General features: G+C 70.7%; 17 protein-coding genes. 15 read left to right on the forward strand and 2 right to left on the reverse strand.

The window, feature by feature from the left end:
• The first annotated feature begins 56 nt into the window (after nucleotides 1-56).
• From rfbD to ACFWGD_RS05360, 5 genes are all read left to right on the forward strand, one after another.
• Nucleotides 57-938, forward strand: coding sequence for a dTDP-4-dehydrorhamnose reductase (gene rfbD, locus ACFWGD_RS05340; protein ID WP_377777557.1), 882 nt, complete (start codon nucleotides 57-59; stop codon nucleotides 936-938).
• A gap of 366 nt (nucleotides 939-1,304) precedes the next feature.
• Nucleotides 1,305-3,161: an HNH endonuclease signature motif containing protein gene (locus ACFWGD_RS05345; RefSeq protein ID WP_377777558.1), complete on the forward strand. Its 1,857-nt coding sequence runs from the start codon at nucleotides 1,305-1,307 to the stop codon at nucleotides 3,159-3,161.
• A gap of 234 nt (nucleotides 3,162-3,395) precedes the next feature.
• The gene (locus ACFWGD_RS05350; protein ID WP_377777752.1) at nucleotides 3,396-4,370 is read left to right on the forward strand and encodes a glycosyltransferase family 2 protein; all 975 of its coding nucleotides are present in this window, start codon (nucleotides 3,396-3,398) and stop codon (nucleotides 4,368-4,370) included.
• Nucleotides 4,371-4,423: 53 nt separating this feature from the next.
• Nucleotides 4,424-5,518: a sugar phosphate nucleotidyltransferase gene (locus tag ACFWGD_RS05355; protein ID WP_377777559.1), complete on the forward strand. Its 1,095-nt coding sequence runs from the start codon at nucleotides 4,424-4,426 to the stop codon at nucleotides 5,516-5,518.
• Nucleotides 5,519-5,742: 224 nt separating this feature from the next.
• Complete coding sequence (locus tag ACFWGD_RS05360) at nucleotides 5,743-6,108, forward strand: WhiB family transcriptional regulator (protein ID WP_377777561.1); 366 nt, start codon at nucleotides 5,743-5,745, stop codon at nucleotides 6,106-6,108.
• Between the two features lie 20 nt (nucleotides 6,109-6,128).
• On the opposite strand, the gene ACFWGD_RS05365 is transcribed toward ACFWGD_RS05360, so the two are convergent.
• The gene (locus ACFWGD_RS05365) at nucleotides 6,129-6,587 is read right to left on the reverse strand and encodes a metallopeptidase family protein (RefSeq protein WP_377777563.1); all 459 of its coding nucleotides are present in this window, start codon (nucleotides 6,585-6,587) and stop codon (nucleotides 6,129-6,131) included.
• Between the two features lie 123 nt (nucleotides 6,588-6,710).
• Between ACFWGD_RS05365 and ACFWGD_RS05370 the strand changes: the two genes are divergently transcribed.
• The 4 genes from ACFWGD_RS05370 to manA are packed head-to-tail and all read left to right on the forward strand — an operon-like array spanning nucleotide 6,711 to nucleotide 10,753.
• Complete coding sequence (locus ACFWGD_RS05370) at nucleotides 6,711-7,103, forward strand: DUF3499 domain-containing protein (protein ID WP_377777564.1); 393 nt, start codon at nucleotides 6,711-6,713, stop codon at nucleotides 7,101-7,103.
• Nucleotides 7,104-7,155: 52 nt separating this feature from the next.
• Nucleotides 7,156-8,535 carry a phosphomannomutase/phosphoglucomutase gene (locus ACFWGD_RS05375; protein WP_377777566.1) on the forward strand — a complete coding sequence of 460 codons (1,380 nt, stop codon included), beginning with the start codon at nucleotides 7,156-7,158 and terminating at the stop codon, nucleotides 8,533-8,535.
• 24 nt (nucleotides 8,536-8,559) lie between these two features.
• A complete protein-coding gene (locus ACFWGD_RS05380; RefSeq protein WP_377777567.1) occupies nucleotides 8,560-9,555 on the forward strand; it encodes a hypothetical protein in 996 nt (331 codons plus the stop codon).
• Between the two features lie 7 nt (nucleotides 9,556-9,562).
• Entirely contained in the window at nucleotides 9,563-10,753 is a 1,191-nt protein-coding gene (gene manA, locus ACFWGD_RS05385; RefSeq protein ID WP_377777568.1) for a mannose-6-phosphate isomerase, class I, read from the forward strand.
• Between the two features lie 3 nt (nucleotides 10,754-10,756).
• Here manA and ACFWGD_RS05390 read toward each other — a convergent pair whose 3' ends face one another.
• On the reverse strand, nucleotides 10,757-11,398 hold the full coding sequence (locus ACFWGD_RS05390; protein ID WP_377777569.1) for a hypothetical protein: 642 nt from the start codon (nucleotides 11,396-11,398) through the stop codon (nucleotides 10,757-10,759).
• Nucleotides 11,399-11,615: 217 nt separating this feature from the next.
• On the opposite strand from ACFWGD_RS05390, the gene ACFWGD_RS05395 reads away from it, so the two are divergent.
• From ACFWGD_RS05395 to ACFWGD_RS05420, 6 genes are read left to right on the forward strand one after another with little or no spacing between them, the layout of a single operon-like run.
• On the forward strand, nucleotides 11,616-11,981 hold the full coding sequence (locus ACFWGD_RS05395; protein ID WP_377777570.1) for a hypothetical protein: 366 nt from the start codon (nucleotides 11,616-11,618) through the stop codon (nucleotides 11,979-11,981).
• Between the two features lie 39 nt (nucleotides 11,982-12,020).
• On the forward strand, nucleotides 12,021-13,475 hold the full coding sequence (ahcY, locus tag ACFWGD_RS05400; RefSeq protein ID WP_377777571.1) for an adenosylhomocysteinase: 1,455 nt from the start codon (nucleotides 12,021-12,023) through the stop codon (nucleotides 13,473-13,475).
• Nucleotides 13,476-13,477: 2 nt separating this feature from the next.
• Complete coding sequence (locus tag ACFWGD_RS05405) at nucleotides 13,478-14,128, forward strand: dTMP kinase (RefSeq protein ID WP_377777572.1); 651 nt, start codon at nucleotides 13,478-13,480, stop codon at nucleotides 14,126-14,128.
• Between the two features lie 10 nt (nucleotides 14,129-14,138).
• Nucleotides 14,139-14,813 carry an MtrAB system response regulator MtrA gene (mtrA, locus tag ACFWGD_RS05410; protein ID WP_377777573.1) on the forward strand — a complete coding sequence of 225 codons (675 nt, stop codon included), beginning with the start codon at nucleotides 14,139-14,141 and terminating at the stop codon, nucleotides 14,811-14,813.
• A gap of 10 nt (nucleotides 14,814-14,823) precedes the next feature.
• Nucleotides 14,824-16,482: an MtrAB system histidine kinase MtrB gene (gene mtrB / locus ACFWGD_RS05415; protein ID WP_377777574.1), complete on the forward strand. Its 1,659-nt coding sequence runs from the start codon at nucleotides 14,824-14,826 to the stop codon at nucleotides 16,480-16,482.
• The gene (locus ACFWGD_RS05420; protein WP_377777575.1) at nucleotides 16,479-18,245 is read left to right on the forward strand and encodes an LpqB family beta-propeller domain-containing protein; all 1,767 of its coding nucleotides are present in this window, start codon (nucleotides 16,479-16,481) and stop codon (nucleotides 18,243-18,245) included. Before mtrB ends, ACFWGD_RS05420 begins: the two co-directional genes overlap by 4 nt.
• Nucleotides 18,246-18,248 lie beyond the last annotated feature (3 nt).

Raw genomic sequence — 18,248 nt, forward strand, 5'->3', positions numbered from 1 at the left:
CACGATAATGAAACGGATCCCCGATGACCGAACCACGCGCCGGAAAAGCCCATGAAGTGGGGGGACGCAGAGTCGTGGTGGTCGGCGCCGGCGGGCAGCTGGGAACGGCGCTTCGGCGGCGCGTGCCGGGGTCGGGCGTCGACGTGGCGTGGCTGGCGCGGGCGGACCTGGACGTCGCCGATGCCGCGGCCGTGGCGTCCCATCCGGCGCTGCGGGGCGCTGACGTGGTGATCAACGCCGCCGCGTGGACCGACGTCGACGGCGCCGAGACCCCCGAGGGCGGGGCCGGCGCGCACCGCATCAATGCCGTCGCTCCCGGGCTGCTCGCGCGGCGGTGCGAGGCGGAGGGCGCGTTCTTCGTGCACGTGTCCACCGACTATGTCTTCGGCGAGGTGGCCGGGGTGCCGCGCCGCCCGCTGCGCGCCGACGACCCCACTTCGCCGGACACCGCCTACGGCCGCACGAAGCTGGCGGGGGAGCGGGCCGTGCTCGACGCGGCGCCCGGGGCCGCGATCGTGCGCACTGCCTGGGTGTTTTCCGGGCCGACGCAGCCGGACGCGCCCGATTTCGTGTCCACGATGCTGCGCCTCCAGGCCCGCGGCGGCTCCATCGACGTCGTCGACGACCAGCACGGCAATCCCACGTTCGTCGACGATCTCGCCGATGCCCTGTGGCGCCTGGCTTTGCGACCCGTCGCCGGCACCTTCCACGTCACCGGCACCGGCGCCGCGACCTGGCACGAGGTCGCGTCGGAGGTGTTCGCGCTGGCCGCCGGCGAGTCCGCCCGCGAGCGCGTGCGCCCGTGCACCTCGGAGCAGTTTCCCCGTCCCGCGAAGCGCCCCGCGTGGTCCGTGTTGGACGGCTCCGCCTGGGCCGATGCCGGCTTCGAGCCCCTGCCCGCCTGGCGCGACGGCCTGCGGAGGGCCCTCGGCGCGTAGCTGGTCGCCCTCGCTTTGCGACGGTTCGTCGCCCCGGTTGTGCGGCCTGGCCTTGACCCTACCTGTACTTTTTGCGCATTCGCCCGGGCGTGCGATCTCACTGAGTGGAACATTGTACGGCACTGGGTGGGAATATCGGCCGTTTACACTGCAAAAAGTCGCCAAACCGTCACCTCTTGTTCACCTTTGAGCGCTCGAACGCGTGTATGATGAATGGTGAAGCAAGGCAGTGCGGCAGGAACAAGCAGTAATGCAGTAAGACATAGGGGCGGGGCCGGGGGATTGGTTCCGCTGCAGGGCAGATCAGCACCAGCGATCACGCATAGATCCTTTTTGATCCGTACTCGCATTCCCGGGGGAACCGACATGGCTTTCGACCATGACGCAGCCGATGAGCACGACGATCCGGACCACCACTACAACCAACACGAGCAGCACAGGCAGCGCCCGCCCTATCCGGACGATGGCCGCAGCAATGAGCCTGCGTCCGACCCTGAGTCCGAGCCTGGCCCTGATTCTGAATCCGAGCCGCTTCCCCCTCCCAGGAAGCGGTGGGCCACCGAACGCGATGAGTCCGTCACAAACCTCGGCCGGGCACGCAACATCGCGAATGTCGAGATCGCCGTGGCCGTCACACCCGACGGCGACGCCGACGTCGACTCCCATGCCGCCGCCGTCGGCGTCCGATTGGGGATGACCAAGTTCAAGGCCGGCCCCTACTGCGACGTCGGCATCATGTTTCGCCGAATGCCACGGGTCCTCGAGTTTTCCCGCTCGGGGGCGTTGCCCCACGATCATCTCCTGCGCATCGCCGAGGCCATCGTCGCGGTATCCGATGACACCATCGCCGAAGTCGAAGCACGGATCCTCGACTACCTCCGGCCCACCAAGGACCTCCAGGCTCTGCCGGGGATCCGGACTCTGGCCAATGCGCTGCGCTTGATCGTCGAAGAGATCGAGCCGATCTCCACGCCTCCCGACGAGGAGGAGAAGAAGTCGCTGGAGGCGGAGAAGGTGACCATCGTCAACGACTACCCGTGCGACTTCGCGGCGATGGAGGTGTGCCTGCGCAAGGACCGCATGGCCGAGTTCGAGGCCACCATTCGTGCCATCCGCGACGCCAAAATCAAGGCTGGCGTCGACTGCACCCTCGCCGACGCTCTGATGGCCATGTCGCGCGGCGATTTCGCCGGCGCGAAGGTGACCATGAACGTCTATGCCGACGCGAATGCCAACTTCGGCGACGGCAACGGTGATGGTGACGGCAGTGGCGACGGAGATGGCGAGCTGCGATTGTGGCTCGACGGCGCCGGCTGGTTGCCCAAGTACCTGACCAAGCAATGGCTCGAGCGCTGCGATGACGTCCGCCTGTCCGCCGACTCCCAGGTCGATGGCTACGTGCCCTCGGATGCGCAGAAGGCGAGAGTGCGTGCCCGCGATGGCGGGTGCCGCTTCCCCGGGTGTGACGTGCCCGCGCACAGGTGCCAGATCGACCACGTCATCAACTACGACCCCGACGCCATGAAGGGTGCGCCGGGGATGGTCATTGGTGGTGGAACCTGTGAGGGAGATGCCGCTGGTGGAGCTGCTGGTGCTGCCTTCATCGCCGGCGACACTTCCAACCTTCTCGGAGTGACGGCGACGTGGAATCTGCAGTGCCTGTGTCAGCACCACCACAACTTGAAAACCAGCCGCCACTGGAACGCGGTGATGAACGATGACGGTTCGGTGGACTGGTTCGATCACACCGGTGCTGCGTTTGCGACGTCGGTGCCGCACGGTCCCATCGCGCATATCAAGCGGCAGACCTTCGATCAGAGGGCCACTCGGTTGGCCAAGACCATCCGAGGCGCCAATGCTCATCGCATGCGCGCCGATGCTGAGGCCGCCGAGGCGATGCGCAACGCGGACGTCACAGAGGCGCTGGCAAAGCACGCCCGCGAGACAGTCGAATACGAGCAGGCGATGGCCGAGTACACCGCCGGCCCGCTCAACGATCCCGATCCGGAGGTCGCCGAGGAAGCACGATGCCTGGCCGATGCCGCCGATGATGGGTGGCCGTGTGCTGACGATGAGCTCTGGTCGCGCCAGTCGATGGCACCGAGGGTGTGGCGCAGGCGGTCGGAATCGGTGAGGTGCCATAGGGCGCGGGTCGATGCCGATCCCAGTGTGGTGCCGGTGCCGCCAGCACCGCTGGGCCCCGACCCGACAATTCCGTTCTGATCCCCGATGACCTCTGGTGAACTCGAATGACCTCTGCTAACCCTTTTGATCCCTGCTGATCCCCGCGAACGCACTCGACTTGGAGTCGGCCCCAACCGGAACGGAGGACATGGACAGAACCGACCCACCGGAGTGGCGGGACGGAACCGGCCTTGCGGTGTCATAGGGTCTATGCCGGGCAAGACGAGACACGACGAGATAAGACAAGAAAGGTGCCCCACCGTGAATGAAGCGATGAACCGGGCGGACTACGGGCAGGGCGACGAGTCCGGCCTCCCACTCGGCGTCGTCACGGTCACCTATTCGCCGGGCGAGCACCTGCGGGCGCTCGTCGACTCGCTGCCCGCATCGGCCGCCGCCGGCACCGTGCTGGTCATGGCCGACAACGGCTCGAAGGACGGCACCCCCGAAGCCGAAGTCGCCCGCGCCGAAGAAGAAGGCCGCGCCAATGGGGTCAACGACGCGATCTTCCTGCCCACCGGCGGCAACGTCGGCTACGGCAAGGCCGCGAACATCGGCATCGCCGAGCTGGCCACCATGCGCGACGCCGGCCGGATCCGCGGCGACTACGTGCTGCTGGTCAACCCCGACGTCATCTTCGAGGCCGGCGCCATCGACGCGATGCTCGCCTGCGCCGCCCGCAACCCCCGCGCCGGCGCCATCGGCCCGCTCATCCGCGAAGCCGACGGCACCGCCTACCCCTCGGCGCGCGCGGTGCCGGACCTGGTCGGCGGCATCGGCCACGCCCTGCTCGCCGACGCCTGGCCGTCCAACCCGTTCTCCCGCCGCTACCGCGACGACGCCGACATGTCCCGCGAGCGCGACGCCGGCTGGCTGTCGGGCTCGTGCCTGCTGCTCAAGTGGGACGCGTTCGACTCCATCGGCGGGTTCGACGACCGCTACTTCATGTACATGGAGGACGTCGACCTCGGCGACCGTCTCGGCCGCGCGGGCTGGCGCAACGTCTTCTGCCCGGACGCGGTGATCCGCCACGCGCAGGGCCATTCGGCCTCGGCGCACCCGGAGATCACGGTCCGCGCGCACCACGATTCCGCCTACCGGTTCATGTCGGATCGGCTGCCCGGCCCGCTGTTGGCGCCGGTGCGGCTGGCACTGAAAATCGGGCTGTCGCTGCGTGGCACCATCATTGTGGCGATGAAGAAGCGTAGGCAGAAGGCAGAAGCCGCCCCTGAGCGCGACAACAAGTGATTGCTTGGCGACGGACCGTCGTCAAGCGAAAACCCAGGAGGAACCCTTCAACCATGACCACCCATGACACGGCCCTGGCGGCGAACACCGACGCCGTCATCCTCGTCGGCGGGCAGGGGACGAGGCTGCGGCCGCTGACCGTCGGCACCCCGAAGCCGATGCTGCCCACCGCCGGCGTGCCCTTCCTCGAGCACCTGCTCGGGCGCATCAAGGCCGCCGGGATGACGCACGTCGTGCTGGGGACGTCGTATAAGGCGGAGGTCTTCGAGGAGCACTTCGGCGACGGCTCCGACCTGGGCCTGGAGATCGAGTACGTGGTGGAGGACGAGCCGCTGGGCACCGGCGGCGGCATCCGCAACGTCTACGACCACCTGCGCCACGACACCGCGATGGTGTTCAACGGCGACGTCCTCGGCGGCACCGATCTCGGCGCGATCCTGGCCACGCACGCGGAGAAGGACGCCGACGTGACCATGCACCTGGTCCGCGTGCCCGACCCGCGCGCGTTCGGCTGCGTGCCCACCGACGGCGACGGCCGGGTGCTGGAATTCCTGGAGAAGACGCAGGATCCGCCGACCGACCAGATCAACGCCGGCTGCTACGTGTTCCGCCGCGAGCTGATCGGGGAGATCCCGGCGGGGCGCTCCATCAGCGTCGAGCGCGAGATCTTCCCGGCGCTGCTGGAAAACGGCCGCCGCGTGTACGGGCACGTCGACTACGCGTACTGGCGCGACATGGGCACGCCGGGCGATTTCGTGCGCGGGTCGTCGGACCTGGTGCGCGGCATCGCGCCGTCGCCGCTGCTGGAGGGCCGCCACGGCGAGTCGCTCGTCGACGAGTCGGCGTCGCTCGGCGGCGGGGCGCTGCTGTACGGCGGCACCGTCGTCGGCCGCGGCGCGGAGATCGGCGCGGGCGCGCGGCTGGACCAGACCGTGGTGTTCGACGGCGCGAAGATCGGGGCGGGCGCGGTGATCGAGCGGTCGATCATCGCCGCCGGCGCGACGGTCGGGCCGCGCTGCGTCATCCGCGATGCGGTCATCGGCGAAGGGGCGGACGTCGGCGCCCGCTGCGAGCTCATTTCCGGAGCCCGCGTGTGGCCCGGGGTGGTGCTTCCCGACGGTGGCGTGCGCTTCTCCACCGACGTGTGACGCGCCTCACTGGCGGGGGAGGAAAGTCTCAACCCCGGCTTCATCCCCCACGCCGGGGGGACTGCTGTCCGGGGGGTTCCTGAGTTTTCACGGTGAATCAACCCGACCGCTTGACCTCCATGGGGTTTCACGTGTGTAATCACAAGTGTGTGATTGAGGGAGGAACTCCTCCCCGGTTCCGCGAGACCACATTTCCACCCCGTTGACCAGGCAGGAGACGACGCATGGATGAATCCACCATGTTCGGCGGACGTGCCGTGGGACGGGATTCGAGCGTGGGGGAGTCCCAGGTGCACGAAACGACGGCAGTCGAGCAGCCCCGCCCGCTGGTGGATTGGGCCGATGATCTGACCGGTCTTTTCGACGCAGTCGACGAGGACTGGCAGGAACAGGCGCTGTGCGCGCAGACCGACCCGGAGGCGTTCTTCCCCGAGAAGGGCGGCTCCACCCGCGAGGCCAAGCGCATTTGCCGCGCCTGCGGCGTCCGCGACGAGTGCCTGGAGTTCGCGCTGGCCAATGACGAGCGCTTCGGCATCTGGGGCGGCTTGTCCGAGCGCGAGCGCCGCCGCCTGAAGAAGCAGATCGGCTAGTTCGCGGGTCTTTTTCCCGCCTAGAACCCGTCGTCGTAGCCCGGGTCGACGGCGGCGGGGTCGATGTTGAGGTGCACGGCGACCAGGCGGGCCAGCACGTTGCGCAGGACGTCCTGCAGGTCGGACGACGTCGGGGCCCGCTTTTCGACGGGCCGGCGGAACACCACGATCCGCGGCCTCGTCGGCCTGCCCTGGCGATCCACGCCGGCGGGGATGAGGCGGCCGAGGGGGATGGGGCCATCGGCGGCGACTTCGTCGGGAAGCAGGGCGCCGGGGTGCAGGTGCATCAGCGGGACCGTGTCCACCGCGATGTCGAGGTGGGCGAGCTGATCGTGCCAGCGTGCCTCGATGGGGGCGTAGGCGTCGAGGACGGCCTGGTCGAACGCCTCGGTGCGGCTGCGCCACCGAGGCACCTCCGGCGGGAGGAGGGGGCCGCGCGGGCCGCGGCCGCGGCGCTCGATGCGGCGGGAGACGTTCATGGGCGCCAAGTCTATGGGGGTGCCGGGTGAACCGGGTGGAGGCGCTCCGTCGCAAAGCAAGCCGGGCCCTGAATGTGAGGGAGGGACTGCACAAACCTCAACCCAGGGTCTAGACTTCCGGGCGTGAGTCAATTCCGCCGCTGCTGCAGGCCGGGGTGCGGCAAGCCCGCCATCGCCACCCTGACCTACGCATACTCCGAGTCCACCGCCGTCGTCGGGCCGCTGGCCGCCGCCAGCGAGCCCCATAGCTGGGACCTGTGCGAACGCCACGCGCAGTCCATCACCGCCCCCCTCGGCTGGGAGCTGGTCCGCTACGACCTGCCCGCCGAACGCGCCGACGACGATGACCTGACGGCGCTGGCCGAGGCCGTCCGCGAAGCCGGCCGCCAGGCCACCGGCCTGGTCCTGCGCGACGAGGGCGAGCCCCGTTGGTCGCAGGTCGACGCCGCCCGCCACCCGTCGCGACGGCCCGCCCGCACGCATCTGCACGTGGTGCCCGACCCCGAGGACGAATAGGGGTAACATTCCGCTCCGTCAAGACATACGACCAGGAGCGAGGACGGCACCAGTGACCAAGCGCAGCCGGGCGGCGATCGACGCCGTGATCAAGGCCTACGACGTTCGCGGCGTGGTGGGCGATGGCATCGACGAGGAGCTCATGCGCGACGCCGGCGCGGCGTTCGGCCTGCTCATGCGCGGCGAGGGGGCGGAGACCATCGCCGTCGGCCACGACATGCGCGACTCGTCGCCGGGCCTGTCCCGCGCGTTCGCGGAGGGTGCCGCGGCCCAGGGCGTCGACGTGGTCATGCTGGGCCTGACGTCGACGGACCAGCTGTACTACGCGTCGGGCACCCTCAACTGCCCGGGCGCGATGTTCACCGCGTCGCACAACCCGGCCGAGTACAACGGCATCAAGCTCTGCCGCTCTGGCGCGCGCCCCGTGGGCCAGGAGTCCGGCCTGAACGAGATCAAAGACCTGCTCGTCGAGGGCGTCCCGGAGTTCGGCGGCGAGGCCGGCGAGATCACCGAGCGCGACGTCCTGGACGGGTACGCGGGCTTCCTGCGCGAGCTGGTCGACCTCACCGCCGGCCGGAAACTCACCGTCGCCGTCGACGCCGGCAACGGCATGGCGGGCCTGACGGCCCCGGCGGTGCTCGGCGAGGTCTGCGACGTCCGCGACCTGTACTTCGAGCTCGACGGCAACTTCCCCAACCACGAGGCCAACCCGCTGGAGCCGGCCAACCTGGTGGACCTGCAGAAGTTCACCGTCGAGCAGGGCGCCGACATCGGCCTGGCCTTCGACGGCGACGCCGACCGCTGCTTCGTCGTCGACGAGAAGGGCGACCCGGTGTCGCCGTCGGCGATCTGCGCGCTCATCGCCACGCGTTACCTGGAGGACGAGCCGGGCGCGGTGGTCATCCACAACCTGATCACGTCGTCGGTGGTGCCGGAGCTGATCATCGAGTCCGGCGGCATCCCGGTGCGCACGCGGGTGGGGCACTCGTTCATCAAGGCCCAGATGGCGGAGACGTCGGCGGTCTTCGGCGGCGAGCACTCGGCGCACTTCTACTTCCGCGAATTTTGGAACGCCGACTCCGGCATGCTCGCCGCGCTGCACGTGCTGGCGGCGCTGGCGGAGCAGGACAAGCCGCTGAGCGAGTTCATGGCGGAGTTCGACCGCTACGAGCAGTCCGGCGAGATCAACTCGCGCCTGGGTTCGGCGGCGGAGCAGGTGGAGAAGCAGCAGAAGATCTCCGAGCTCTTCGCCGCCCGCACCCGCGACCACGACTGGGTCGACGGCCTGACCATCGGCCTGAAGGATTCGAAGGCGTGGTTCAACGTCCGCGCGTCGAACACGGAGCCGCTGCTGCGCCTCAACGTCGAGGCCCCGACGCGCGAAGAGGTCGACGCGATCGTCGGCGAGGTGCTGTCGATCATCCGCTCCTGACCGGTTTTGCGGCATGCTGGGGGCATGGACCCGCATAGCTTGCCGTTGATCGCGGCCGCCGAGGGCCCGCATTTGCGCGCGGCCGCGTCGGCCGCCGCCGAGGGGCTTTTCGACGGCCTGCCGGAACCCCGCGCCGTCGTCCTGATCACCAACGAATCCCGTGCCCGGCTGGCGGCGGAGGCCGTCATCGCGTTGGCCGCCGACGCGAGGGCGCCGATCACCATCGCCCGGTCGCTGCCGCGGTTCGTGGGCGCGCTGGACCTGGTGTTCGTGCTCACCGACGATCCGGGCGACCCGATCGCGGAGGTGCTGGCGGAGGCCGATCGCCGGGGTGCGGCGACGGTGCTCGTCGATCCGGGGGAGGGGCCGGTGCGCGCCGCCGCGTCGCCGCGCACCGTGGTTGTGCCGCGGCCGGCGATGTCGGCCGTGGGTTCGTTCTGCGGCTATCTGGGCGCGGTGCTGGGGGCGCTCACCGCGGCGCGCGTCACGGCGCTGGGCCCGGCGGCGGTGCTCGGCGACGTCGCCGATGCGGTCGACGAGGAATCCATCGCGTGCGCCCCGGACCGCGACCTGCTGGTCAACCCGGCACGCCAGTGGGCGGAGTGGCTGCGCGGGCATGCCGTCGTCGTCGCCGGCGAGGGCGACGTGTGGCGCACGGTGGCGGAGCTGGCGGCGGCGTGGCTGCTCGATGCGGGAGTGCCCGCACACGGCACGACGGTGTCGGACATGCTGCGGGCGTCGGTGGCGCTGGCCCCGTCGCAGCAGGCGGCCATCGACGATCTTTTCCACGACCCCCTCATCGATGGGCCGGCCGACGGGGGCCGGGTGCTACCCTTGAGCGTTATTGCCGTGACCTCCCCGGCCGACGCGCCCGCCGTGCGCGCGCGCCTGGAGCCCTTCGAATGGGCCCGCGTGGAATGCCCCGCCGAGGAGGTCGAGGTCCGCCATCCGCTGGTGGACGTCTGCGTCACCGCCGCCCGCGTGGCTGCGGCGGCGGCTTATGTACCTGAGGAGGATTGACGGCCTGATGGAGCGCATCGACGCGGTCATGCAGTCGTACCCGTGGGGGTCGCGCACGTTGATCGCGGAGCTCATGGGGCAGGCGTCGCCGTCGGCGCGCCCGCAGGCGGAGGCCTGGTTCGGAGCGCATCCGCTGTCCCCGTCGACGGTCGGCGGGCGGCCGTTGACCGACGTCATCGCCGATGATCCGCCCGCGGCGCTGGGCCCGGCGGCGGAGCTGGCAGACGGCACGCTGCCGTTCCTGCTGAAGATCCTCGCCGCCGAGGAGCCCCTGTCGCTGCAGGCGCATCCCACGCTGGAGCAGGCGCGGGAGGGCTACGCCGCGGAGAACGCGCGCGGCATCGCCCCCACGGCGCCGCACCGCAATTACCGCGATGCGAACCACAAGCCGGAGCTCATCGTCGCCCTGACCCGGTTCCACGCGCTGGCCGGGTTCCGGCCGGTGGAGCGGACCAAGGAGCTTTTCGACGCCCTGGCGATCCCCGAGCTCGGCCACTACACGGTTCTGCTGGACGCCCCGTCGCCGGCGGAGGGGCTGCGCGCGCTGTTCACGACGTGGCTGACCCTGCCCAGCCGGGTGTTGGGCGATCTGGTCGAGCGCGTGCGCGCCGCCTGCGAGGCGTACGAGGGCGGCGGCTGGGTCGGCGAGGTCGCCGCGACGACCGCCGACATCGCGTCGCGCTACCCGGGGGACCCGGGTGTGCTGGCGTCGATGCTGCTCAACCGGATCACGCTGGAGCCGGGCGAGGGCATCTACATGGGCGCCGGCCAGCTGCACGCCTACCTGGAGGGGATGGGCGTGGAGATCATGGCCAACTCCGACAACGTCCTGCGCGGCGGCATGACGTCGAAGCACGTCGACGTCGTCGAGCTGCTGCGCGTGCTGGACTTCACTCCCGCCGACGACCCCGTGGTCGAGCCGGTGGTGGAGGGCTCCGTGGCGTCGTACCCGACGCCGGCCGGCGAATTCCGCCTGGACCGCGTCTCGGTGGCGGCAGACAGCGGGGCCGAGGTGCCCGCGGAGGGCGCGATGATCGTCCTCGTCGTCGACGGCGCCGCCGAATTGTCCTCCGAATCGGGGGAGGTGCGCCTGGTGCCCGGGCGGGCGGCGTGGGTGCCCGCCGCGGAAGGCCCCCGCATGCTGCGGTCGGTCGGCGGGGGAACCGCCGAAGCCTTCGTGGCGTCGGTGCCGGTCTAGCCTCTAGTCTTCGGCCGACCCGGTGGTGGTCTCCGCGGCCGGTGAAGTCTGCGGAGCCGTCTGCGGGGTGGTGGTCGGCTTGGTCGTCGGTGCAGTGCCGGTGGTGGAGTCGGTGCCGTTCTCGGAGTCGGTGGTGGATTCGGTGTCCGTGTCGTTGTCCACCTTCCCCGGCTCCTCCTCGCCGCGCTCCTCGTCTCCGAAGTTCCAATCGGGGATGCCCGGCGGCAGCAGCGGGCGGGGGCGCTGCGGGGTGGGCAGCGTCGGGCGGGGAGTCTCGGTCTCCTCCGACTCCTCCGGCGGCGTCGTCGTCGACGGCGGGGCCGGGCGGGTGGACGTCGGGGGAGCCGGCGTCACCGCGGGCTCGTCGGGGATGACGGCGCGCGGGGGAAGGTACGGATCATCGGCGATGGTGCCGCGGCCCGGGCGCTGCGGGGACGGCACGACGGTGGTCGCGCGGTCCGGCGCCTCGTTGAGGGCCGACGTCGCGGACGTCGAGCCGGGGCCCGGGTCGTCGGCGACGCGGGGCAGCGGACCCTCGGCGGGCTCGACGGGGGCGGGGCCGTCGACGGCCCCCGCGCCGGCGCAACTGGCGATGGCGGTGGCCACAAGGGCGGTGATGCCCAGTCCTGCGGTCCTGGTGCGCATGCTCCACGTCTCCTTCCGAGGGTGAATGACGGTTGCACCGTACCCCGGCACCGTCGGAGGCGCTGAGATAACGATTCGGTCACCGTTTGGTCGGTTAACTTAACACACTCGTTATGGAACCGGTAGTGCCCGCGAACACTCGCCGCCGCGAGGCCGGGTGGGGTAGAACATCGGGGTATAGGCGATCACCCGTCCTGCACCCGAAGGAGAAGCGCCAATGTCCACCTGGGATTCCATCATCTTCCGCAGCGATGCCGTCACCGATCTCTTCGAGGAGGCGTCGTCCCTCGACGGCGACGATCTCTCCGACGTCCTGCGCGACGCCTGCCGCCTGGCCGCCGGCGACGCGGACGACGACGAGGCCCGCGCGGGCCTGGGCGCCGCGACCGTCGCCGCGATCTGGTCGGGCGCCCCGTTCAGCGCCGGCCACCTCGTCGACGAGTACCCCTTCATCCGCGAGGGCATCGGGTCGTGCCCGGAGGAGCTGCGCGAGGCGGCGGCCGAGACCTTCGACGCCCTGGTGCCCGGCCTGAACGAAGAGGAGCAGGAGGCCGTCGAGGACTTCGCCGAGGCCGTCAACTAACCTGGTTGCGATCGCCGCAACGCACATGGAAGAGGTCGCATGTCCCAGACTGTCATCGAGCACAAGGTCGCAGATGTCTCGCTCGCGGAGGCCGGCCGACACCAGATCCGCCTGGCCGAGCACGAGATGCCGGGCCTGATGGCCCTGCGCGAGGAGTACGGCGCGGAGCAGCCGCTGGCCGGCGCGCGCATCGCCGGGTCGATCCACATGACGGTGCAGACGGCGGTGCTCATCGAGACGCTGGTGGCGCTGGGCGCCGAGGTCCGCTGGGCGTCGTGCAACATCTACTCCACGCAGGACGAGGCCGCCGCGGCGGTCGTCGTCGGCCCGGAGGGCACCCCGGAAGACCCGAAGGGCGTGCCGGTGTTCGCGTGGAAGGGCGAGACCCTCGACGAGTACTGGTGGTGCCTGGAGCGCATCTTCGACTGGGGCGATGAGCTGCCGAACATGATCCTCGACGACGGCGGCGACGCCACGATGGCGGTCATCCGCGGCCGCCAGTACGAGGAAGCCGGCGTCGTCCCGCCGGTGGAGGAGGACGACTCCGACGAGTTCGTCGCCTTCAAGGAGATGCTGCGCCGCGTGCTGGCCGACAAGCCGGACCTGTGGACCCGCACCGCCGAGGCGGTCAAGGGCGTCACGGAGGAGACGACGACGGGCGTCCACCGCCTGTACCACTTCGCGGAGGAGGGCGTGCTGCCCTTCCCCGCGATGAACGTCAACGACGCGGTGACCAAGTCAAAGTTCGACAACAAGTACGGCACCCGCCATTCGCTGCTCGACGGCATCAACCGCGGCACCGACATGCTGCTGGGCGGCAAGAACGTCCTGGTGTGCGGCTACGGCGACGTGGGCAAGGGCTCGGCGGAGGCCATGGCCGGCCAGGGCGCGCGGGTGCGCGTCACCGAGGCCGACCCGATCAACGCACTGCAGGCGCTCATGGACGGCTTCCCGGTGGTCACGGTCGACGAGGCCATCGCCGACGCCGACGTGGTCATCACGGCGACGGGCAACATGGGCATCATCACCTTCGACCAGATGCGCAAGATGAAGAACCACGCGCTGCTGGGCAACATCGGCCACTTCGACAACGAGATCGACATGCACGCGCTGCACCACCGCGACGACGTCGAGCGCATCGAGATCAAGCCGCAGGTCGCCGAGTACCGCTTCGAGCACGAGGACGGCGAGGTCAAGTCGCTCATCGTCCTGTCGGAGGGCCGCCTGCTCAACCTGGGCAACGCCACGGGCCACCCGTCGTTCGTCATGTCCACGTCCTTCGCGGACCAGACGATCGCGCAGATCGAGCTGTTCACCAAGGGCGACGAGTACGACAATCAGGTCTACCGCCTGCCGAAGATCCTCGACGAGAAGGTCGCGCGCATCCACGTGGAGGCGCTGGGCGGGTCGCTGACCACGCTGACGAAGGAGCAGGCGGAGTACATCGGCGTCGACGTCGAGGGCCCGTTCAAGCCCGAGCACTACCGCTACTAGCCATGGGGTACATCGTCGCGATCGAGGGCATCGACGGGGCAGGCAAGAACACGCTGTCGCGGGCCCTGGAAAGCACGCTTGACGACGCCGGCGTGACCGTCGCAAAGCTCGGTTTCCCCGCGTACGGCCGGACCCCCTTCGCGGACTTCGCCGACGACGCCCTGCATGGGCGGCTCGGCGACGTCGCGGAGTCGGCGTGGGCGATGGCGCTGTTGTTCGCCCTGGACCGCCGGGACCTGCGCGACGAGGTCATCGCGGCGGCCGAGACCGCCGACGTGCTGGTGCTCGACCGGTACGTGGCCTCCAACGCCGCGTACTCGTGGGGGCGCACCGGCGACCGGGCGATCGTGGACTGGGTGCGCGAGCAGGAGTTCGGCCGGCACGCGATGCCGGTGCCGGACCTGCAGGTGCATCTGGGCACCGGCGTGGCCGAAGCCGCTCGCCGGGCCGAGCACCGCGAGGCCGCCGACGTCTCGCGCACCCGCGACGCCTACGAGCGCGACGGCGGGCTGCAGGCGCGCGTCGCCGCGGCGTATTCGGACCTGGCGGCGGAGTCGTGGGCCTCGCCGTGGCACGTCGCGGGGGACTCCGCGGAGGGGCTCGCCGCGCGGATCCTCGAGGACCTCGGACGGCCGATCCGCCCGGGCGGATAGGATGGGGCGCATGAGCGCCAAAATCCTGGTCGTCGACGACGACCCCGCCATCGCCGAAATGTTGACCATGGTCCTCCAGCGCGAGGGCTTCGACACCGTGGTGGTCGGCGATGGGCTGGAAGCGGTCGAGGCCGCGACGCGCGAGCACCCGGACCTGATCCTGCTCGACCTGATGCTGCCCGGCATGGGCGGCGTCGACGTGTGCCGCAACGTGCGCGAGGACAGCGCGGTGCCCATCATCATGCTCACGGCGAAGACCGACACCGTCGACGTCGTGCTGGGCCTGGAGTCCGGCGCGGACGATTACGTGACCAAGCCGTTCAAGCCGAAGGAGCTCGTCGCCCGCGTGCGCGCCCGCCTGCGCCGCCAGGACGACGAGCCCGGCGAGGTCATCGAGGTCGGCGACCTGGTCATCGACGTCCCCGGCCACGCCGTGTCGCGCGGCGGCCGCGAGATCTCGCTGACCCCGCTCGAGTTCGATCTGCTGCTGGCCCTTGCCCAGCGTCCCAAGCAGGTGTTCAGCCGCGAGGAGCTGCTGGAGAAGGTGTGGGGCTACCGCCATTCCTCCGACACCCGCCTGGTCAACGTCCACGTCCAGCGCCTTCGCTCCAAGATCGAGCAGGACCCGGAGAACCCGCGCATCGTGCTGACGGTCCGCGGCGTCGGCTACAAGACCGGCGAGTAGCAGGGGACCCATGTCGGAGGGGATGCGCGAGCTCGGCGAGCGGCTGGGGGCGAAGTGGCGCCGCGTGATGCGCGCCTGGCGCACGTCGCTGCAGGTCCGCGTGGTCACGTCCGTCATGGTCGTGTCGGTGCTCGTCGTCGGCATGCTCGGTTTCGCGCTGGTGTCCATCGTGGCGCAGCGGCTGCTCGACGCGAAGTTCACCGTCGCCAACGAGGAGATCGACCGCGCCCGGGTGGCCGTCGAGCAGACCATCGCCGCCTCCGGGGCCGATGGCACGCAGGCCAAGCTCAACGTCGGCCGCGAGGCGATCGCCGACCGCGAGACGGGGTCGGCGTCCGGGGCGGCGACGGTGTACGAGGCCGTGCTCATCGCCCCCGGCGCCGACGGCGAGGCGGTGCGCTCGCCCGTCGACGGGTACGTGCCCACGCAGCTGCGGCCGTTCATCCAGCAGGGCCAGATCAGCTACCAGTACGCCACCATGGACGCCCGCGACGGGTCGAATTATTCGGCGCTGGTCATCGGCACCCCGACGTCGGCCGACGTGCCCGGCCTGGAGCTGTACCTGATCATGCCGCTGACGTCGGAGGAATCGACGCTGGCGCTGGTGCGCGGCCTGTTCGCCGGCGCGACCGTGGTCATGACCCTGCTGCTGGTGGGCATCACGTGGCTGTTCGCCAACCAGGTCACCGGCCCGGTGCGGTCGGCGGCGCGGATCTCCGAGCGCTTCGCCGCCGGCCACCTGCGCGAGCGCATGGCCGTCGAGGGCGAGGACGAGATGGCCAGGCTCGCGGTGAGCTTCAACAAGATGGCCGAATCGCTGGCGCTGCAGATCCACCAGCTGGAGGAATACGGCGACCTCCAGCGCCAGTTCACCTCCGACGTGTCGCACGAGCTGCGCACGCCGCTGACCACGGTGCGCATGGCCGCCGACCTCATCGCCGACGGCGCCGAGGATCTCGACCCCGGCACGCGCCGCGCCTCCGAGCTGATGATCGCCGAGCTCGACCGCTTCGAGATGCTCCTGGCGGACCTGCTGGAGATCTCCCGCCACGACGCCGGCGTCGCCGACCTCTCCGCCGAGCGGGTGGACGTGCGCCGCTGCGTCGAGTCTGCGCACCAGCCGCTGCAGGTCGTCGCCCAGGAAACCGGCACGGAGGTCATCCTGGACATGCCCGACGAGCCGGTGCCCGCCAGCGTCGACTCGCGCAGGGTCGAGCGGGTGCTGCGCAACCTCATGGCCAACGCCATCGATCACTCCGAGGGCAACCCCGTCGTCGTCGCGCTGCGCGCCGACGACCGCGTCGTCGCGTGCACCGTCACCGACCACGGCGTCGGTCTCAAACCGGAGCAGGAGGAGCTGGTGTTCAACCGCTTCTGGCGCGCCGACCCCTCCCGCGAGCGCCGCACCGGCGGCACCGGACTGGGCCTGGCCATCGCCCGCGAGGACGTGCTGCTCCACGGCGGCAAGCTGGAGGCCCACGGCGTGCCGGGCCACGGCAGCTGTTTCCGGCTGCGCCTCCCGCTCGTCCCCGGCGATCCCGTGGACAGCGAGCCGCTGCCGCTGGAGGTGCCCGGGTCGCCCGCACCGGTGCCGAAGGCCGAGGTGATCGACGCGATCGTCGTCAAGCGCGGGGAACGCGAACTGGAAGCGGAGGGGGACGCGCAATGACCCGGCGCAGCAGAAGGACGGCACGGGCCGTCGTCGCCGCGGCGAGCGCCGCCGCACTGGCGCTCGGCGGCTGCACGACCATGCCCGGCGACACCACGCCCCAGGCGATCCGGACGTTCGAGGCGCCCGCGCACGACATCGAGATCCCCGAGCCCCGCGCCGACGCGGCGCCCGACCTGGTGCTGCGCGACTTCTACGCGGCGTCGGCGCACCCGACCGACGGGTACGCGGCGGCGAAGGCCTTCCTCACCCCGGAGGCGCGGGAGACGTGGAACCCGGACGACGGGACGTGGATCGTCGACGGCATCAACGTCATCGGCGACGGCGGCGCGGACGGGGACGCGCGGAGCTTCGGCACCCGCGCGGCGATCGTCGGGTCGCTGACCGGCAGCGGGGCGTACGAGACACAGTCGTCGCTCTACGAGGACAACGTCGAGCTGCGCATGAACTCTGAGGGGCAGTGGCGCATCGCCGAACTGCCGGACGGCGTGCTGCTGGAGCGCCAGGCGTTCCTGGACAGCCACGCGCCGCGCAACGTGTACTTCGTCGACCCCACGGGCAATCAGCTCGTGCCGGACCGCCGCTGGATCTACCGCGGCGTCGAGGATGCGGCGATGGAGCTGCTGGGCACCATGCGCGGGGGTCCGCGGCCGCGGCTGCTGCCGGGCGTGACCACGGCGATGCCGCCGGAGGCCGGCATCGAGGTCGGGCGCCAGGAGGGCGGGCCCGGCCGGGTGATCCGGCTGACCGGCGTCGACGAGCTCGACGAGACCCTGCGCCGCCTGCTGGCCGCCCAGATCGTGTGGACGCTGGCCACCGCCGACGTCCGCGGCCCGTGGCTGCTCGAGGCCGATGGGCGCCCCCTGGTGGAGGCGCATCCCGGCCCGTGGACCCGCGACTCCGACGAGTTGCGCCCCCTCGATCCCACGCGCGGCCCGGGCGACCGTGCGCCGCTGCACGCCGTCGAAGCCGGCGGACTCGCCGAGCTGACCGACGGCGGCCGGCGGACCCTGCCGGGCTGGGCCTCGCAGGGCGGGGAGGTGCTGGTGTCGGCGGGCATCGGCGTCGACGAGTCCGGCACCCGCCTCATCGCCGGGGTGGCGCGCAACGACCGCGGCGGGACCGGCGAGTCCACGCTGATGCTGGGCCGCGTCGGCGGCGAGCCGGAGACGGTGCTCACCGCCCAGAGCCTCACCCGCCCGAGCTGGTCGCCCGACGCGGCGTCGGTGTGGACGGTCGTCGACGGCGACCGGGTCCTGCGGCTGGTGGGAAATTCTTCCGGAGTGCCGGCGGTGGAGGAGATCGATCTGTCGGGCATCCCCGAGGTCGAGGGCGGCATTTCGGAGCTGCGCGTCGACCCGTCGGGCACCCAGGTGGCCATGATCGCCGGCGGCAACATCTGGATCGCCACCATCGTCCAGTCCGAGTCGGCCCCGTGGCGCCTGGCCAACGCCCGCCGCCTGACGCTGACGGAGGGCACGACCCCGGTGACGCTGGCGTGGGCGCCGAATTCGACGATCATCGTCGGCGCGTACGGCGAGACGGCGCCGATGTGGCGCATCTACCCGGACGGGTCGGTGAACTACATGCTGCCGAAGCTCAACCTCAGCGCGCCGGTGTCGGTGGTGACGGCGACGTCGTCGAAGATCTACGCGCTCGACGACAACGCGCTGATGGAGCTGGTCACCGGCGAGGGCGAGGCGCAGTTCTGGCGCGCCGTGGCCGGCGTCGAGGGCCGGGCAGCGCCGGTGACGGTGCAGTAGCCT

Origin of the sequence: Corynebacterium sp. NPDC060344 (genome assembly GCF_042725215.1) — a bacterium.
Lineage (GTDB): Bacteria > Actinomycetota > Actinomycetes > Mycobacteriales > Mycobacteriaceae > Corynebacterium.

Bases quoted from the DNA above. Each gene is read 5' to 3' on its own strand.
- ACFWGD_RS05345 (WP_377777558.1), top strand. From the start codon at position 1,305: ATGGCTTTCGACCATGACGCAGCCGATGAGCACGACGATCCGGACCAC.
- ACFWGD_RS05350 (WP_377777752.1), top strand. From the start codon at position 3,396: ATGAACCGGGCGGACTACGGGCAGGGCGACGAGTCCGGCCTCCCACTC.
- ACFWGD_RS05355 (WP_377777559.1), top strand. From the start codon at position 4,424: ATGACCACCCATGACACGGCCCTGGCGGCGAACACCGACGCCGTCATC.
- ACFWGD_RS05360 (WP_377777561.1), top strand. From the start codon at position 5,743: ATGGATGAATCCACCATGTTCGGCGGACGTGCCGTGGGACGGGATTCG.
- ACFWGD_RS05365 (WP_377777563.1), bottom strand. From the start codon at position 6,587: ATGAACGTCTCCCGCCGCATCGAGCGCCGCGGCCGCGGCCCGCGCGGC.
- ACFWGD_RS05380 (WP_377777567.1), top strand. From the start codon at position 8,560: ATGGACCCGCATAGCTTGCCGTTGATCGCGGCCGCCGAGGGCCCGCAT.
- manA (WP_377777568.1), top strand. From the start codon at position 9,563: ATGGAGCGCATCGACGCGGTCATGCAGTCGTACCCGTGGGGGTCGCGC.
- ACFWGD_RS05390 (WP_377777569.1), bottom strand. From the start codon at position 11,398: ATGCGCACCAGGACCGCAGGACTGGGCATCACCGCCCTTGTGGCCACC.
- ACFWGD_RS05395 (WP_377777570.1), top strand. From the start codon at position 11,616: ATGTCCACCTGGGATTCCATCATCTTCCGCAGCGATGCCGTCACCGAT.
- ahcY (WP_377777571.1), top strand. From the start codon at position 12,021: ATGTCCCAGACTGTCATCGAGCACAAGGTCGCAGATGTCTCGCTCGCG.
- ACFWGD_RS05405 (WP_377777572.1), top strand. From the start codon at position 13,478: ATGGGGTACATCGTCGCGATCGAGGGCATCGACGGGGCAGGCAAGAAC.
- mtrA (WP_377777573.1), top strand. From the start codon at position 14,139: ATGAGCGCCAAAATCCTGGTCGTCGACGACGACCCCGCCATCGCCGAA.
- mtrB (WP_377777574.1), top strand. From the start codon at position 14,824: ATGTCGGAGGGGATGCGCGAGCTCGGCGAGCGGCTGGGGGCGAAGTGG.
- ACFWGD_RS05420 (WP_377777575.1), top strand. From the start codon at position 16,479: ATGACCCGGCGCAGCAGAAGGACGGCACGGGCCGTCGTCGCCGCGGCG.